Source organism: Methanobrevibacter sp., assembly GCF_017406825.1.
Taxonomy (GTDB): domain Archaea; phylum Methanobacteriota; class Methanobacteria; order Methanobacteriales; family Methanobacteriaceae; genus Methanocatella.
The window spans coordinates 16,343-32,640 of the sequence record NZ_JAFQXT010000038.1; the positions used below are offsets into that span (position 1 = coordinate 16,343).

General features: G+C 34.7%; 25 protein-coding genes. 22 read left to right on the forward strand and 3 right to left on the reverse strand.

Translation table 11 applies throughout. The features are described from left to right. The first annotated feature begins 7 nt into the window (after positions 1-7). Both IJF99_RS06460 and IJF99_RS06465 read left to right on the forward strand, forming a co-directional pair. Positions 8-931 (forward strand): deoxyhypusine synthase, encoded by a 924-nt coding sequence (locus IJF99_RS06460; RefSeq protein WP_292793272.1) that lies wholly within the window; start codon positions 8-10, stop codon positions 929-931. Positions 932-935: 4 nt separating this feature from the next. Continuing rightward, on the forward strand, positions 936-1,463 hold the full coding sequence (locus IJF99_RS06465; protein WP_292793274.1) for a hypothetical protein: 528 nt from the start codon (positions 936-938) through the stop codon (positions 1,461-1,463). 49 nt (positions 1,464-1,512) lie between these two features. On the opposite strand, the gene IJF99_RS06470 is transcribed toward IJF99_RS06465, so the two are convergent. Both IJF99_RS06470 and pyrF read right to left on the reverse strand, forming a co-directional pair. Continuing rightward, complete coding sequence (locus IJF99_RS06470; RefSeq protein ID WP_292793275.1) at positions 1,513-1,755, reverse strand: DUF5654 family protein; 243 nt, start codon at positions 1,753-1,755, stop codon at positions 1,513-1,515. A gap of 84 nt (positions 1,756-1,839) precedes the next feature. Beyond that, entirely contained in the window at positions 1,840-2,487 is a 648-nt protein-coding gene (gene pyrF / locus IJF99_RS06475) for an orotidine-5'-phosphate decarboxylase (RefSeq protein ID WP_292793276.1), read from the reverse strand. Between the two features lie 196 nt (positions 2,488-2,683). Here pyrF and IJF99_RS06480 point away from each other — a divergent pair, with 196 nt between their 5' ends. The 18 genes from IJF99_RS06480 to IJF99_RS06565 all read left to right on the forward strand — a co-directional run bounded on the left by IJF99_RS06480 (position 2,684) and on the right by IJF99_RS06565 (position 14,414). Beyond that, positions 2,684-3,361 (forward strand): cobalt ECF transporter S component CbiM, encoded by a 678-nt coding sequence (locus tag IJF99_RS06480; protein ID WP_292793326.1) that lies wholly within the window; start codon positions 2,684-2,686, stop codon positions 3,359-3,361. A gap of 2 nt (positions 3,362-3,363) precedes the next feature. Further along, complete coding sequence (locus IJF99_RS06485) at positions 3,364-3,648, forward strand: energy-coupling factor ABC transporter substrate-binding protein (RefSeq protein WP_292793278.1); 285 nt, start codon at positions 3,364-3,366, stop codon at positions 3,646-3,648. 39 nt (positions 3,649-3,687) lie between these two features. After that, positions 3,688-4,380 carry a cobalt ECF transporter T component CbiQ gene (gene cbiQ, locus IJF99_RS06490; protein WP_292793280.1) on the forward strand — a complete coding sequence of 231 codons (693 nt, stop codon included), beginning with the start codon at positions 3,688-3,690 and terminating at the stop codon, positions 4,378-4,380. Between the two features lie 3 nt (positions 4,381-4,383). After that, positions 4,384-5,220, forward strand: coding sequence for an ATP-binding cassette domain-containing protein (locus IJF99_RS06495; protein WP_292793282.1), 837 nt, complete (start codon positions 4,384-4,386; stop codon positions 5,218-5,220). Between the two features lie 139 nt (positions 5,221-5,359). Beyond that, the gene (gene ribC / locus IJF99_RS06500; RefSeq protein WP_292793284.1) at positions 5,360-5,818 is read left to right on the forward strand and encodes a riboflavin synthase; all 459 of its coding nucleotides are present in this window, start codon (positions 5,360-5,362) and stop codon (positions 5,816-5,818) included. A 10-nt stretch (positions 5,819-5,828) separates the two neighbouring features. Further along, entirely contained in the window at positions 5,829-6,533 is a 705-nt protein-coding gene (locus tag IJF99_RS06505; RefSeq protein WP_292793287.1) for a glycosyltransferase family 2 protein, read from the forward strand. A 9-nt stretch (positions 6,534-6,542) separates the two neighbouring features. Beyond that, positions 6,543-6,890, forward strand: a complete 348-nt coding sequence (locus tag IJF99_RS06510; RefSeq protein WP_292793290.1) for a DUF2304 family protein — start codon at positions 6,543-6,545, stop codon at positions 6,888-6,890. Then, positions 6,890-7,561, forward strand: coding sequence for a heterodisulfide reductase-related iron-sulfur binding cluster (locus tag IJF99_RS06515; RefSeq protein WP_292793292.1), 672 nt, complete (start codon positions 6,890-6,892; stop codon positions 7,559-7,561). The genes IJF99_RS06510 and IJF99_RS06515 overlap by 1 nt, the downstream gene beginning before the upstream one ends. Continuing rightward, a complete protein-coding gene (locus IJF99_RS06520) occupies positions 7,548-8,741 on the forward strand; it encodes an LUD domain-containing protein (protein ID WP_292793294.1) in 1,194 nt (397 codons plus the stop codon). The genes IJF99_RS06515 and IJF99_RS06520 overlap by 14 nt, the downstream gene beginning before the upstream one ends. 93 nt (positions 8,742-8,834) lie before the next feature. Continuing rightward, entirely contained in the window at positions 8,835-9,548 is a 714-nt protein-coding gene (locus IJF99_RS06525; RefSeq protein ID WP_292793297.1) for a (5-formylfuran-3-yl)methyl phosphate synthase, read from the forward strand. A gap of 13 nt (positions 9,549-9,561) precedes the next feature. Then, on the forward strand, positions 9,562-11,046 hold the full coding sequence (gene guaB, locus IJF99_RS06530) for an IMP dehydrogenase (protein ID WP_292793299.1): 1,485 nt from the start codon (positions 9,562-9,564) through the stop codon (positions 11,044-11,046). 221 nt (positions 11,047-11,267) lie between these two features. Further along, on the forward strand, positions 11,268-11,537 hold the full coding sequence (rpl37A, locus tag IJF99_RS06535) for a 50S ribosomal protein L37Ae (protein ID WP_292793302.1): 270 nt from the start codon (positions 11,268-11,270) through the stop codon (positions 11,535-11,537). A 2-nt stretch (positions 11,538-11,539) separates the two neighbouring features. Next, on the forward strand, positions 11,540-11,671 hold the full coding sequence (locus IJF99_RS06540; protein WP_082706360.1) for a DNA-directed RNA polymerase subunit P: 132 nt from the start codon (positions 11,540-11,542) through the stop codon (positions 11,669-11,671). Between the two features lie 38 nt (positions 11,672-11,709). After that, positions 11,710-12,195, forward strand: a complete 486-nt coding sequence (locus IJF99_RS06545) for a ribonucleotide-diphosphate reductase subunit beta (protein WP_292793305.1) — start codon at positions 11,710-11,712, stop codon at positions 12,193-12,195. Further along, positions 12,188-12,454: a KEOPS complex subunit Pcc1 gene (locus IJF99_RS06550; protein ID WP_292793307.1), complete on the forward strand. Its 267-nt coding sequence runs from the start codon at positions 12,188-12,190 to the stop codon at positions 12,452-12,454. The genes IJF99_RS06545 and IJF99_RS06550 overlap by 8 nt, the downstream gene beginning before the upstream one ends. Before the next feature lie 27 nt (positions 12,455-12,481). After that, complete coding sequence (locus IJF99_RS06555; RefSeq protein WP_292793310.1) at positions 12,482-12,829, forward strand: prefoldin subunit beta; 348 nt, start codon at positions 12,482-12,484, stop codon at positions 12,827-12,829. 34 nt (positions 12,830-12,863) lie between these two features. After that, a complete protein-coding gene (locus IJF99_RS06560) occupies positions 12,864-13,148 on the forward strand; it encodes a DUF3194 domain-containing protein (protein WP_292793313.1) in 285 nt (94 codons plus the stop codon). Positions 13,149-13,724: 576 nt separating this feature from the next. Beyond that, positions 13,725-14,414: a HisA/HisF family protein gene (locus tag IJF99_RS06565; RefSeq protein WP_292793315.1), complete on the forward strand. Its 690-nt coding sequence runs from the start codon at positions 13,725-13,727 to the stop codon at positions 14,412-14,414. Here IJF99_RS06565 and IJF99_RS06570 read toward each other — a convergent pair. Further along, complete coding sequence (locus tag IJF99_RS06570) at positions 14,406-14,585, reverse strand: hypothetical protein (RefSeq protein WP_292793317.1); 180 nt, start codon at positions 14,583-14,585, stop codon at positions 14,406-14,408. The two genes, IJF99_RS06565 and IJF99_RS06570, sit on opposite strands and share 9 nt — an antisense overlap. A 109-nt stretch (positions 14,586-14,694) precedes the next feature. Here IJF99_RS06570 and IJF99_RS06575 point away from each other — a divergent pair, with 109 nt between their 5' ends. Then, the gene (locus IJF99_RS06575) at positions 14,695-15,543 is read left to right on the forward strand and encodes a cation diffusion facilitator family transporter (protein WP_292793319.1); all 849 of its coding nucleotides are present in this window, start codon (positions 14,695-14,697) and stop codon (positions 15,541-15,543) included. An 8-nt stretch (positions 15,544-15,551) separates the two neighbouring features. Then, on the forward strand, positions 15,552-16,298 hold a 747-nt coding region (locus tag IJF99_RS06580; protein ID WP_292793321.1), incomplete at its 3' end, for a PfkB family carbohydrate kinase.

Below are 16,298 nucleotides of genomic sequence, written 5' to 3' on the forward strand. Positions count from 1 at the left end.
TGATTCAATGAAAGTAAACCAAATAAATATTACCGGGGATATGAAAATATCTGATCTAATCAATCAGTTTGACCAATCAGGCGTATTGGGAGCAGGCAGGGTTGCAAGGGCCTGCAGTATCCTGACGGACATGATACAAGATGAAGACATGAAGGTGTTCATGAGCCTTGGAGGTCCATTGATACCCGGCGGAATGAGAAACATAGTTACAAAGATGATTGATGAGGGTCATGTTGACTTAATCGTATCAAGCGGAGCAAACATCACCCATGATCTGGTTGAGGCATTTGGAGGGTCCCATTATCGCCACGAAGGAAAGGACGATGAAAAATTAAATGAAGAGGGCATTGGAAGGATTGCTGATATCAATGTCGGTTCTGATGATTTCACTGTTTTTGAAAGCGAAATAACTAAGATATTTGAGAAGATAGCCGATGAGAAAAAATCCGTTTCCATTCAGGAACTGCTTTTCGAAATAGGCCTTTTGGTTGAAGATGAAAACTCATTCGTTGCAACAGCCGCCAGGAATAACGTTCCTATTTTCGCTCCTGGCCTAATTGACTCTATGATGGGATTGCAACTGTGGATATTCAATCAGGACCATGATTTTGTAGTTGATGCGGTTGCTGATATGCATTATCTCTCAGATATCGTGTTTGAATCTAAAAAAGTGGGAGCCATCCTTTTGGGAGGAGGCCTTACAAAACACTACACTCTGGCTTCAAATGTGATAAAAGGAGGTCTTGATGCAGCCATTCAGATTACAATGGACAGGCCTGAAGCGGGAAGTTTAGGTGGAGCCCCTCTTGAGGAAGCGAAATCATGGGCCAAGGCAAGATGTGGATCCAGTCTGGCAAGTGTTGTTGGGGACGTTACAGTAATATTCCCATTGATTTACGCGGCCGCCTTGGATAAGATTAGATCACAGTGATTAGATGAGCAGTATAATTTTAGCTATTTTATTTTTATTGTCCGGATTTTTCATGAAATATTCGGATGATTTGTTTGACGTGAACAATAACTTATTGTTTGCAAGTATTTTTGGAGTGCTATGCGGCATTGCTTCAGCCATTGCAACTGTCAGTGATGTTGGGGCGGCTTATGTGTTCATAGCTATCCTTATCGGCAATCTCATTGCCCTGAAGGTTGATGGAATCCATCATATCATTACCCTAATCGTATTCGTTATTGTCTGTGTGATTTTTGGAATTCCTGATTTAAGTTTGATTATCCTGTTAATTTGTATCATCGCCGCATTATCCGATGAAATTGGCCATGAAACAATTTCAAATGTCACAGATAATGCCTTTATCAATCTATTTTTTGAATATAGATTTGTGATGAAAATAGTGATATTCCTGCTTGCAATTTTTGGCGCATTTGATGTTTTGGTATTCATCTACTTCATATTCTTCGAATTGGCTTATGAAATTGCGGGGATTGTTTTTGAAAAGTTAAATTAAAAAAAGAAAGTTAAAAAGGAATTTTGAAATTCCTTTTTTTATTTTTTGCCTATTCGGTTTCTACGCCCATTCTACCTGCTATTCTAGCAATGAGTACGGTTACGATAACTGCAATGATAGTTACGATGATAGCGTATGTGAATAAACTAGGAAGAGCATCTCCAGTACCAATAACATTTTCGATTAATTTTTGAATTGCACTGTTCCATGCTTCACCTGCAACAAACGCAAAAGCAGTAGTAATTAATGCTAGGATTGTTTCCATAATCATTTTTGTTACTTCATTTGCCATTTTTTTTGCCTCCGTTTAAATCAATTTGTTCCCAGATAATAAGAACAATATTATTTTTATTTTCTCATTTATAAATATTTTAGTTTAATTCAGTGATTTAATCAATTCTTCACATGCAATCTTCGGATTTTCTGATTCATAAATACTCCTTCCAACGATTATTGCATTGGAATATTCGAGAGCTTTTTTACCATCGCCACCCTGTTTTCCAACACCTGGGGAAATAATGAATGCCTCTGGACCTACAATATCTCTAATTGTGCTTAATCTGTCGAGTCTTGTTGCAGGAGCTATGAAATTCCTTATTTCCATATCGACACCCATCTGAGCAATGGCTTCCGCATCTTTCTGTAAAAACATTTTAGCTCCAGGATGTGACATTTCGGTCAGTAAAAACAGTTCCTTTCCATGCTTTTCGGCCATGTCCAGACAAGCCTGCACGCTGTCTGATCCGACAAAACCATGACATATTATTGCATCTGCTCCGGCTTTGAATGTTTCGTCACATATTTTGGAGTTTGTTGCATCGATATCTGCCACTTTAAAATCACATATGACCTTAAATCCGAATTTGTCCTTTAGTTTTTTAATGATTTCAAGACCTTCTGCAAGTGCTAAGGGATAGCCGATTTTGATTGTGTCGAGGTATTCCTTGATGGAGTCACATATTTCAATGGCTTCACTTTCGCTCATAACATCAAGTGCTAAAATCAAGTTGTTTTTTATTTTCATGATATCTACTTTTGTTGTTTTTTGAAAAAATTTTTAAGGTACTCCTAAATTTTGTTTAGGTTATTACTAATAATATTTATATATAATAAAGTATATAATACCATTATCAATAAAACTTTATAAAAATTCTATTATATTTAAATTTTTATTGATAAATCTATCAAATGATTTTGATATAATTTGGAGGAAAAAAGTTATGCATATTATGGAAGGGTTCTTACCACCGCTCTGGTGTGCAGTATGGTATATTATTGCAATACCTGTTGTTGCGTACGGACTCTATAAAATTAAAAAGGTAGTAGATGAAACACCTGAATCCAAAGCTTTACTTGCTGTAAGTGGAGCATTCATGTTCGTTATTTCATCATTAAAATTACCTTCTGTAACTGGAAGTTGTTCACACCCAACAGGTAACGGATTAGGTGCAGCATTATTTGGACCTGCTGTTACTGGAGTATTAGCAACTATTGTATTAATCTTCCAAGCAATTTTACTTGCTCACGGAGGAATCACTACTTTAGGTGCTAACTGTGTATCAATGGGTATTGTAGGACCTCTTTTAGGTTGGATTGTATACAAACTTTTATTTAAAGCTGGAATTCCATCTAAAATTAATATTTTCTTAATTGCTTTCATTGCGGATTTAGCAACTTACATTGTAACTTCTATACAATTAGGTTTAGCTTTCCCTGAACCAACCATGATGGCAGCAATTACAAAATTCTTCTTAATCTTCGCTCCAACTCAATTGCCATTAGCAGTTGCTGAAGGTTTATTAACCGTAATTATTTGGAACGGATTAATGACTTACAGACCTAAATTATTAAACAAATTAGGTGCAATTTCAGACGATGAATTAGCAAAAGGTGAATAAACATGAAATATGAAAATCTTATTTTAGCAATCATTGTTATTGCGATTTTGGTTATCCCTTTAGCAATGTATTCAGGTCTCGGTGAAGATGAAGGATACTTTGGTGGGTCTGATGATCAAGGATCTGACGGTGTTTCAGAAACTGGATATGAACCTTGGTTCGAATCATTTTGGGAACCACCAAGTGGTGAAATAGAAAGTTTATTATTTGCAGTCCAAGCGGCTATTGGAGCAATCATTATTGGTTACTTCTTTGGTTACTGGAGAGGACAAGGTAAAGAAGAATAATTTTTCTTCTTTTACTATTTTTTTTTAATGGTGAAATTAATGAAATTTGATATAGATTATATTGCACATAATAATCGGTTAACTGATTTTAATGCGTATATTAAAGTCATTGTTTCAATTGCTTTAATGATTATTACTTTAATATTGGATAATTTGGCATTTGATGTTATCATATTTGTTTTAATGACTATTCTTATATTAGGCGTAGCGAGAATATCTTTAAAATCATATATTAAATTTCTAACAATTCCAATTGTATTTGCAGTAATTACATGTGTATTTTTGATATTTTTCTTTGGACATGGTCCATTAATCTATGATACCGGGTTTTGGGGTATTGGTGTTACACAATCCTCTTTAGACTTGGGAATTACAACATTCTGCCGTTGTTTTGCATGTTTTTCATGTTTAGGTTTTCTGACTTTAACAACACCAATTGCAGACATTTTGCAATGTTTATACAAAGTTAAAGTTCCTGTTATTTTCATAGATATTGCTCTTTTAATGTATAATACAATATTTATATTCTTAGACCAATTGGATACTATGAGAAATGCTCAAGATACTAGATTAGGCTATGTTGGAACCAAAAGTACTTATAAATCTTTAGGCATGTTGTTTACAAATTTATTTTTCAGATCTCTAGATAAATCTGAAACACTTCAATGTTCCTTAGATTCAAGGTGTTATCAAGGATATCTACCAGTTTATAAACCTAAAAGGGGGAAATAATCAATGTTAAATGCACAAAATATATCTTATTCCTATGATGATGGGACACAAGCTTTAAAAAATGTAAATTTGGAAGTAAATAAGGGAGAAATGGTTGCGCTTCTAGGAAAGAACGGAGCAGGCAAATCAACATTATTTTTACATTTCAATGGTATTCTTAAAGCAGATAGTGGAAAAATCATCATAGATGGAGAAGAATTAAAGCACGATAAAAAAAGTTTAATAAAATTTAGACAGAAAGTAGGAATTGTTTTCCAAAATCCTGACGATCAACTTTTTGCACCAACCGTAGAAGAAGATGTAGCTTTCGGACCATTAAATTTAGGATTATCACAGGAAGAAACACAAAAACGAGTTACAGAAGCTCTTAAAAGAGTTGATATGGAAGGATATGAAAGAAAAGCTCCCCACCATTTAAGTGGAGGTCAAAAAAAGAGAGTGGCGATAGCTGGAATATTGGCTATGCAGCCTGAAGTAATGGTTTTGGATGAGCCTACTTCTGGTCTTGACCCGAAAGGAGCGTCAGATATATTAAAACTTTTATATGAATTAAACGATGAAGGCATGACTATTATCATTTCAACACACGATGTGGATTTGGTGCCGATTTACTCAAGCAAAGTATATGTAATTAGTTCAGGGGAAATAATTAAATCAGGTACTCCGAAAGAGGTATTTGGGGATATTGATTTAATTAGAAGCGCTAACTTAAGACTTCCTAGAGTTGCTCATTTGTTCGAAATTTTAGATAAAGAGGACCATTTCGATTTGAAGGGGGATTATCCGCTAACAATTTCCCAAGCAAGAGCGTTTGCTAATGAACTACATAATTCAAAATAATTATATTTTTTTTCGACAACTCTTTTTTCATAATTTTAAAACCGAAAGTATTACTCAAGATAATAATTCATAATACTTTTGTATTTTTAACTAAACTTTTATATTTTAAAAGACATATTTTTTTATAAGGTGAATTTACATGAGAATTGGAATTTGTGATACCACATTTGCTCGTTTCGATATGGCTGCGGCAGCCATCGATGAGTTAAAAAAGAACGCTTATGATTTAAAAATCATACGCCAAACAGTTCCTGGAGTAAAAGACCTGCCTGTTACCGCAAAAATTCTCATTGAAGAGGAAAACTGTGATATAGTAATGGCTCTTGGAATGCCTGGGCCAATGGAAAAGGATAAGATGTGCGCTCATGAAGCATCAACAGGCCTTATAAATGCACAATTAATGACTAATACTCATATTTTAGAAGTTTTTGTACATGAGGATGAAGAGGAAGATCCGGTTGAACTTGCAAAGCTTGCAGAAAACAGGGCACGTGAACATGCACAAAACCTAATCAAGATGATGTATCACAGAAAAGCTATGAGAAAAGAAGCCGGTATGGGTATGCGTGAAGGAAAAGAAGATGCAGGACCATTATGAGTGATATAAAATGGAGTATGATGTAACTGTCGAAGATAAAAATCAGACCTATGTTGTTCTTCCGGCATATAATGAATCAACAAGAATCCGACCTGTAATAGAGGCCATTGCAGAAAAGGGATATAACATGGTCATAGTCAATGACGGATCAACAGACAATACCCTGGAAGTCATTACAGAGTGCAAAAGGAAATATCCGGATAAGATTCATATCTATTCACTGTTGATAAACAGGGGTGTTGGAGTGGCAACACAGACAGGTTTTGATGCGGTTTTAAGCTTCAGTCCAAAATATGTCGTTAGTATGGATTCCGATGGCCAACATTCGGCCGATGATTTGGACAATGTAATAAGACCGTTAGTTTCAGGTGAATTTCAGGCCGTGATTGGAGTCAGGCCTTTCGATGAGATGCCATTCACCAGAAACTTTGCAAATAATGTCATGAATCTCTTAACAAGAATATTCTATAGGGTAAACGTCACTGATTCACAGACAGGATTCAGGGCAATAACCTATGATGCCCTAAAGAAAATTGACATAAATGCGAAGGGTTATCTTATTTCATCAGAATTTATCCGTGAAGTCAATGACAATAATATTCCATTTGCGGAAGTGCCAATCAAGACAATTTACACTCCTGAAACTCAGGCCAAAGGAACCAATGCCAAAGAGGCAATCAAGATTTTTATTCAAATGGTTAGACATCAATTTTAAGGTGATTTAATGTTATTATATTCAATTTTATTCCCAATAATATCAGTAATAGCTATAGTATTGTTTTTAATCAGATATTTGACTGAAAGGCAATCGTTAATTACAACAATCCTATGGGCAATATTGTGGCTTTTTGTAATTCTGTTTTCAATATTTCCCAAAGCGAGTGAAAATTTTGCAAGATTGTTTGGTATAACCCGTGGTCTTGACTTCATTATAATTGTGGTGTTTGTCGTATTGTTCTATGTAATTTTCAGATTGTTCAGCAAGTTAGACAAATTACAGGATGATGTTAATAAAATTGTTAAGGAAGTAGCGCTTTCAAATGAAATAACCCTTGATGATGAGGATGAATAATGCTATATTTTAGAGGTTGCACTGCAAGAGAAAAGCAAACTGAAATTCAGGATGCAACTGAAAGGTTACTGAAGCTTGCAGGTGTAGATTATCATATTTTGGATGATGAAAAATGTTGCGGATCAGTCCTGCTTAGGACAGGTTTTGTTAAAGAAGCCCAGAATCAAATTGAGGAAAACACTAAAGTTTTAAAGGGTGAAAAAATCCTGACTTCCTGTGCTGGATGTTATAAGACTCTCAAAGAGGATTATGAAGGTCTGGATGTAATGCATATATCCCAATTGTTAAATGATTTGGTTAATGATAACAAAATTAACTTAAAGAAATCCGATATGAACGTAACATATCATGATTCCTGCCATTTGGCCCGTCACTGCAATGTCTTTGAAGAGCCAAGAAACGTCATAGAAAGCGTGGCAAATCTGGTTGAGATGGAAAACATTCGTGAAAACAGTTTATGCTGTGGTGCGGGCGGTGGTGTAAAGTCCGCTTATCCGCAAATCGCTGATGAAATGGCAAAATCAAGATTAAGTCAGGCTAAGCAAACCAAATGTGAAATTTTGATAACCGCTTGTCCTTTCTGCAAGCGCAATCTTGAAAATGATGAACTTGAAGTCTTGGATTTGACTGAATTTTTAATGAAATATGGTGGTGTGGATGAAACCGAGTGAACTTGAGACAATGAGAAAATCTTTCAATACAGTTAAGGAAAGGTCTTCATCTATTAAAGATATTCCATCAATTAAAAGACTGACTTCAAGAGTTCAGGAAATTAAAAAATATTCTTTTGATAATAAGGATGAACTATTCAATCAAGCGTTAGAATCCTTTAAACGCAACGATATCGAAGTCAAATTTGCAGAAACATCAGATGATGCTTTACATATTATAGATGATTTGCTTGAGGAATATGATGCTAAAGTCATTGCTAAGGCCAAATCAAATACTTTAGGAGAAATTGGTTTAAAAGAGCATTTAAATATCAATATTATCGAAACTGATCTTGGGGACAGGATTCTTCAGCTTAAAAAAGTCGATAATAAGCCGGTTCATCCAACAGGACCCGCTTCACATTTGAGCGTATCCGAGATTGCAGGTATTGTAAATGAATCCTTGGGCGTTGATGTCGGTCCCGAACCTAAGGAGATTATGGAAGTTGTCCGAAGTGATGTGCTAAAACGCCTTGAAAGTGCAGGAGTAGGTATAAGTGGAGCCAATGCAATAGCTGCCGAAGAAGGATCCCTTGTAATGGTGCACAATGAAGGCAATATTTCAATAGTTTCACTGAAAGATTTGCATATAATTGTAGCTGGAATCGATAAAATTGTACCTTCCTTGGAAGATGCAATCTCAGTTGTAAAACTGGAAACAACATTTGCAACAGGAAACTTTGTAACATCATATATGAATGTAATATCAGGACCTTCAAAAACTGCAGACATTGAAAAAAAGCTCCTGAAAAACATGTATGGTGCTGAAAGAGTTGTTGTAATCCTTTTGGATAATGGAAGGAGCGAAGCAATCGAGGAATGCCTTTACTGCATAGGCTGCGGCAATTGTATTGTACACTGCCCGGTATACAATGCAGTAGGTAATGAATTCGGATTCAATAACTACTTGGGAGGACGTGGAGTGGCAATGTCTAAATTCATTGAAGACGATGAAACCTGTTTTAACTCAGGCCTTTACATGTGCACTCTCTGTGGATTATGCACACTAAATTGCCCTTTATCAATTCCAACAAATGAAATTCTTGAGAATATGAGGAAATTATCGACTGATGTTGGATTTTACCCAAAGGCACATGGCAACATAATGGAAAACGTGAGAAAAAATAATTCTCCATACTAATTCTTTAAAATCTCTTTAAAAAACAATAATATTATAAATAATAAAGAAGTAATATTATTATATTATAAAATTATATTTTATTGGAGGAAATTTATGCTTCTATTGATAAGTCCTATAAATCGTGAAGAAGCTCTTGAATCTATAAAAGGCGGAGCAGATATTGTTGATGTTAAAAATCCTAAGGAAGGTTCCCTTGGAGCTAACTTCCCATGGATTATAAAAGAAATTAGAGAATTAACTCCTGAAGACAAGCTTGTCAGTGCCACTTTAGGAGATGTGCCTTACAAACCAGGTACTGTCTCACTTGCGGCAATGGGGGCTCACGTTTCAGGAGCGGATTATATTAAAGTCGGATTATATGGAACAAAAGACCATGATGAAGCTGTTGAAGTCATGGAAAATGTTGTGAAAACTGTAAAAGATGTAAGTGAAGACACTATTATTGTAGCAGCAGGATATGCTGATGCCCATCGTGTTGGGGCAGTTGACCCTATGGAAATACCAAAAGTTGCAAAAGATGCAGGATGCGATTTGGCAATGCTTGACACTGCTGTTAAAGACGGCCATACATTATTTGATTATTTAGATTTAGATCAGTTAAAAGAATTCGTTGAAGAAGCACACAGTTATGGTTTGCTAACCGCACTTGCAGGTTCCGTTAAAAAGGACCAATTGAAACCATTGCACGATATCGGTTGTGATGTTGTGGGTATCAGAGGTGCTGCCTGCATTGGAGGAGATAGAAATACAGGCAAGATACACCATACTGCTGTCGCTGAACTTAAAGAATTATGTGATTCATTTTAATTAGGTGTTTATTATGTCATTTTCAAAAAAAGTACAAGAAGCAAGAATGTCCTACACTTTTGATGATTTCCTTTTAACTCCTAATGCAAGTTATGTCGAACCAAAAGACATTGATACTAAAATTGAATTAGGAAAAGGAATTAAATTAAATATTCCCGTCTTAAGTGCAGCTATGGATACCGTAACAGAAGCAGACCTTGCTATAGCTATGGCACAAGAAGGGGGAGTAGGTGTAATTCACAGAAACATCACACTTGAAAGACAAGTTGAAGAAGTTAAAAAGGTTAAGAATGCTGAAGACTTGACCATTCGTGATGTTGTTACAATTACTCAAGATTCCACAGTCGCTGAAGCCGAAGCCATAATGCGCAATGAACTCATTAGCGGTTTACCGGTTGTTGATGGAGATGAAATAATTGGTATAATCTCAAAAAGGGATATCAGACCAGTTTTAAAATCCGAACCAACTACTGCAATTAAAGACATAATGACTTCCGATGTAGTCACCGTTGATGAGGGCGTTTCAGCTGAAGAAGCGTTAAATGTCGCTTATGAAAACAAAGTTGAAAGGCTTCCGGTTGTTAGTGACGGCAAAATAGTCGGAATCATTACTATTAAAGATATTCTGAACAGGTCACAATATCCTAATGCGGCAAGGGATAAGGATGGCAACTTTTTAGTTGCTGCTGCATGCGGACCATTCGACCTTGACCGTGCTATGGCACTTGACCAGGCCGGCGCAGACATCATATCAATTGACTGTGCCCATGCACATAACATGAATGTGGTCAAATTCACTGAAACCATCAAAGATAATATTGATGCTGAATTATGTGTTGGTAACATTGCAACTGCTGAAGCGGCCGAAGACTTAATATCAATGGGCGTAGATGCGCTTAAAGTAGGTATTGGTCCAGGTTCAATGTGTACTACTCGTATTGTTGCGGGTGTAGGCGTACCACAGCTCACTGCAATATCCGATGTTGCTGATGCTGCCGCAGATTCAGGCATTCCTGTAATCGCCGATGGAGGTATCAGATACTCCGGTGATGTTGCAAAAGCCATTGGTGCAGGAGCAGATGCGGTAATGCTTGGTAATTTACTTGCTGCATCTTTAGAAGCACCTGGGGATATTGTTATAATGCACGGTAAACAATATAAGAAATACCGTGGAATGGGATCAATGGGTGCAATGACCAGTGAATTTGATGGAGGAGCAGACAGATACTTCCAGGGTCAAAAAAGTAAAATGAACCACACTAAATATGTTCCGGAAGGAATTGAAGGTGCGGTGCCATATAAGGGTACTGTTGCTGAAATCTTGTTCCAGTTAGTGGGAGGTTTAAAGTCTTCCATGGGATACTGTGGTGCTAAAGATATTAAGGCAATGCAGGAAAAAGCAAACTTCGTTAGAATTACAAGTAGTGGAATCAAGGAATCCCACCCTCATGACTTGTTGATTACTAATGAAAGTCCTAACTATCCAACACTCGATTAGTTGGATATATTTTAATTTTTTTGATGGGAAATCGAATAGTATTGAAAATGATTTATAGGCAAAAATTTTTTCTCATCAAAAAGTGATTTTTTGCTTAAAATACTATTTTTAAGCAAACCTTTAAATATTAGTTAATCTAATATTATCATATTAGATTATTTTATGATTATTTTATATAATCAATTTATTTTAAATTATAATTATTAATGGAGAGAATATAAATGGCAAGAACTAAAAAAGTGGGTATTACAGGAAGGTTCGGTGCAAGATACGGAAGAAAAGCAAAAAGATCTGTAAAAATCATTGAAGAAAACATGAAAAAAAATCATGTTTGCCCTAAATGTGATAGACCATACGTAAAAAGACAAGCTGCTGGAATTTGGAAATGCAGAAAATGCGGCGCAGTTTTCACTGGAGGAGCATACGTTCCGCAAACTCCTATGGCAAAATCTGCAGCACGCAGTATCAGAGATGTCAAAGTGGAGGAATAGCTTTGTATAGGTGTCCACGTTGTGGAGCAGAAGTAGACCATAAAAGTTATATGGAAAATAAATGTCCTAAATGCAGATATAGGATTTTATTTAAGAATGTTCCAGAAACTACCAGAATTATAAAAGCAAGATAATTCTTTGCTTTTACTAATTTTTACTATTTTTGATTTGAATGTTAATCTCAACTTCTAGAAAACCTTCTCAAAAAACAAGGAAGTTCTGTAAAAATTTGGCTCGTGTAACAGGTTCGACCTCCGTTAATCGGGGCAAGATGAACATGCGCGAGTTATTGTTGAAGGCATTGGAAGTTGATGAATACAACATTGCTATTGTTAATGAAATTAAAGGAAATCCCAGTAGAATTTCTTTTTTTTCTAATAGGGGAGAATTACTGCTCACAATTCTTGTTGGCGTAACAATCGATAATGAAAAAACCAATATTGCCCCTTCCCAATTGAAAATAGTATCTGAAGTAAAACAACTTGATGTTTTAAGTGATATTCTAGATTTGGATTTGGTGTATGAAGCCAAGGAAAATTATATCCATGTTTGTGAAAGCGAAGATTCTGTAGCTAGGATTCGTTTCATTAATAAATTTGGAGATAAATTAAACTTCCAAATTAATGTTAAAAAGGTTTTAGAGGTCTCAAATGATTGATGAAAGTCCTCTGGAACGGGTTAAAAGCAATATAACTGTCGAATTTGAAAGTAGTGGTCAGGCTAAAATTATCTATGATGCAATAATTTTGGAATTTGAAACCGCTCCGGATTTTAGATCATCAATGACCATTGAATTGGATGATTCTAATATCGTTATTAATATCGATGCTGAGGATTCCACCTCATTTAGAGCTTCTGTGAACTCAGCGATAAAGTGGATTAAATTGGCATTGGAAATAAATAATTTAACTAATTAATCTTATATAATAATTGAAGGTGATAATATGGAGATTCCTGAAAATATTCAAGAACAATTAAACCAGTTTCAACAATTACAACAACAAGCTCAAGCTGTAACAATGCAAGTTCAAAATGTTGAAGTACAAATTCAAGAAACTGAAAAAGCATTAGAAGAACTTAAGAAAACTGATGAAAATACTGAAGTATTCAAACAAGCTGGTACTTTACTTATTAAAGTAGAATACAAAGATGCTTTAGCGGATATGGAAGATAAATTAGAAACTCTCGAGTTAAGAAAACAGACTATGTCTCGTCAAGAAGAAAGGGTCATGAAAAAACTCGAAGAAATGCAAGCAACTATTCAGGCTGCTATGAACGGTATGGGCCAATAGGCTTAATACTTTTCTTTTCTTTTTTTAGATTTTTATGTCAAAACTTAAAGTATTAACTCAAGATGATCTTGCAACCATTTCCGATGATTTTGGTGAAATTTTAGAAAATGAAGTTTCAAAAGCTTTACCTGCCAAGGAAATCGAAGATTTAGATTTGGATATTCTTCTCAGCTATGAAAACAATCAACTAGATGTTGATGTGGATGTTGGAGTTAGTTTTGATGAGTTATCAGAAATTACTCAAGAACAAATTGTCAAAGCCATTGATGGGGCTTATTTGAGGTTTGATTCTTATATTGACGAGAATTTCAGAGTTTAATTATTTTTTTTGAAAACATTAGTAATACTTATATTTACTTTTTTATTATATTAGTTAATACTTTTTTATAAAAAAGTATTTATACTATTAAGTATAATTTTTATATAGAGTTTGGAGTAATCTCAATAGCTTAGCAATAAGGACAAACACGTAATACTATCTTTCAAATTCCCTCTTTCAATTACTTCAAACTTCATTCTTTCTTACTTTTTTCAACTATAATTTATCAAATCAGTTTTATTTTTTTTGAGATTTTTTTAAGTTATTAAAAATTAGTGTTTTACAATTTTTGAATATTTTACCATTCATGTTAATGTTTTCAATCATTAAATTATAACATGTTTATTTTTTTGTAAAAATATTATAAATTATTTATTCAATTTTACTTTAATTTTTTTAAACTATAGTAACATTTATATACTATGCAAATTAACTTATTAAATAGAGGTTCATAACATATTGTTATAACTTTAAATTGATCATTATTTTTTATATAACTCTGGGAGGGGCTGAAAAACATTTCAGTTTCTCTCACCTCCTTAAGTTTTTAATACTAGTTTTTCCCAATTTTATATTATGATTAAAAAAATTCCAGTAATAGATTTAAAACAACACCAGGCCGTAAGCGGCAAATCCGGAATGAGAGACACATATCAACCACTAAACACTGTTTTCGCCCCCTCATCAAATCCTGTTGAAATCGCTCAGGGATTAAAACTGAATGGTGCCGATGAAATGTACATTGCAGATTTGGATTTAATCGAATCTGATGGACATAACATCAATGATATCAAAATGGTTAACACAATTATCCCTGTCATGTTCGACGGCGGCGTTAAAAACTTAGAATCCTTTGAATTTTTCCTGGACTATGCATACAAGATAATAATACCGACCGAAACTCTTGAAAGCATTGAGGAGATGGAGAAAATATTTGAAAAGTATCCAAAAGAAAGAATTGTTATAAGTGTCGACACAAAAAATAGTGAACTGCTTGCAAAACATTTGGATTTAAGCCTATCCGAGTTAAAAGATATCCTTGTGAGATTAAATCCGAATGAGATTATCCTTCTTGACATTACAGGTGTAGGCACGGAAAAAGGATACAACAAAAAATTACTTGAAGAGTTCAGTGAACTAAAAGATAAACTAATAATTGCCGGAGGATTAAATAAGGATTCTTTAGTAGAATTGGAATCACTCGGTATAAAAAAAGTATTGATTGGAACTAGCCTTCATTCAGGAGAAGTGAAACTCCTAGACTAGAACGCTTAAGATTGCATATGGAAATACACATGCTATAATAAATAATGCAACACCTAAACCCAATTTTGCATTATCCTCTTCCAAAGACCCAGAAATAATTAAGACTAATGCGAAAAATCCAAAAATCACTGGTAGAATATGTGAAAATATTGTAGTTCCAACTATTGCCATTTAAATCACTACTATAATTTTGAATTTTTAATTATATAAATCTAACTTTAATATTGATATCTCATAGATTAAACAACTTTTTTATAGTTTTTATTCTAAATATAACTTTATGAGAATAGACACGCATCATCATCACAAAAAGGCCGGTGAGAATTTGGCGTTCGTATTCTTCATGAATTTAGCCTTCAATATTATTGTCGTAATTGGTGCTTTGGCAACCAACAGTATGGCAATACTTGCAGATTTTATTCACGACGCTTCAGATACCATTTCAATTGCCTTGGCCTGGTTTTTGGAACATGTTGCCCAGAAGGACTCAACAGACAAGTACTCTTATGGTTATCAGAGATTTTCCATTCTCGGAGCTGTAATAATCTCAGTTTTTGTAATAATTATGGCATTTGTCATTCTTCAGGAAGCAATTCCAAGATTATTCGCCCCTGAGGGTGTTGATGCTGAGGGCATGTTGATTATCGCAGTCATAGGTATAATATTCAAATCGATTTCTGTTTACAGGCTTCATAGGGGTGAAACATTCAATGAAAAAGCAATCCTCTTCCATCAATTAGGGGATGTCTTTGAATGGGTGGCCATTTTGATATTGAGTCTGGTTTTAATGTTTTGGGACGGTGCGCCATATTTGGATCCTTTCGTTTCAATAGGCATTGCATTATGGTTGATATTCAACCTTGGAAGGAATTTGTATAAGTCAGTTGAAGTGCTGCTTCAAAAGACGCCTGATAATTTTGACGTTCGTGAATTCAGACAATCAATTGAGGCAATCGAGGGTGTTAACATGATTGATGATTTTCATATCTGGTCTTTGGACGGCATTGATTCAGTCATGACATTAAAGGTCGATGTTGATTTTGGAAAGGATGTAGCCGAAATTAAAAAAGAGATTTACAACATTTCCAACAGGTATCATGTTGTAGACATCACTATTGAATTTGAGTAGCGATAATCATGACATTAGTTATTATTGGTCCTGTAACAAGAGATGCAATTATCATCAAGGATGAGGAGTATTTTAAAGTGGGTGGTGCAACTTACTATCAGTCATTCGTTTTTGAGGAGTTTTACAGCGATTATCAGGCTATTGTAAACTGTGCAGACGAAAACATGGCTAATGAGTTTCCCAACTCCAATAAGGTAAGTGTGATTAAAAAGGAAGACACTCATTTTTTCATAAACGAGTATCCTTTTGAGGATAATCCAGATATCAGGAATCAGTTAAGTAATTTTGCCGATATTCCAATTTTACCTTCCGATTTAGATGGAATTTTACCCGATAACATTGACGGGTTTGTGATTAATCCACTGAACAGGTATGATTTTCCTCCTGAAACAATCGAATATCTAAAAAGTTTTGATGTTCCAATCTTTATTTCCGTACAGGGTTTTTTAAGAGTCAAAAACAATCAAGTAAATGATAATTACACTATAAAATTAGACAAGTTCGATGAGTTAACAGGCATTTTATCAGGTGTCAATACAATATTTTTGGATGAGGCTGAAGAAAACATCATTGGTTTGAACTATGATGTGGATGAGATAGTCATAACTGATGGAAGTAACGGATCAAGAATTGTTTCGGATGGTGAAATTAAAATTGATGCTGTAAAATGCGACAATGTTGTTGACACAACAGGATGTGGAGACACTTATATGGCGGCATATATCTCTCAAAAAATATTGTTCAAATCCTCCAGA